Origin of the sequence: Chryseobacterium sp. SIMBA_038, from assembly GCF_046535115.1 — a bacterium.
Taxonomy (GTDB): Bacteria; Bacteroidota; Bacteroidia; order Flavobacteriales; family Weeksellaceae; genus Chryseobacterium.
Window position 1 is genome coordinate 1 of sequence record NZ_JAWRXH010000337.1, and the last position, 249, is coordinate 249.

Below are 249 nucleotides of genomic sequence, written 5' to 3' on the forward strand. Positions count from 1 at the left end.
CTGAGCATTATCTGTTACATATTGCAATACTTTCTTCAGATCATTCAGGTCAATCAATGGCAGTCCTTTATCATCACAATACTTGAAAACAATAGACATGATACTTTGCTGAGTGTCATTAAGTTCAAGGATCTTACTTAATAAAACGGGTCCAAATTCTGTTACTGTTGCTCTTAGCTTCACTCCTTTTCCTCCTGAAATGCTCATCAATTCTACAGGAAACCCCTGTGGAGTGTAAGGAAGCTGGGT

1 protein-coding gene is annotated in these 249 nt (G+C 38.2%); it reads right to left on the bottom strand.

Features of this window, described 5'->3' with window-relative positions:
- The coding region (locus SB689_RS23795) for a helicase HerA-like domain-containing protein (RefSeq protein ID WP_410694502.1) at positions 1-249 on the bottom strand (249 nt) is incomplete at both ends.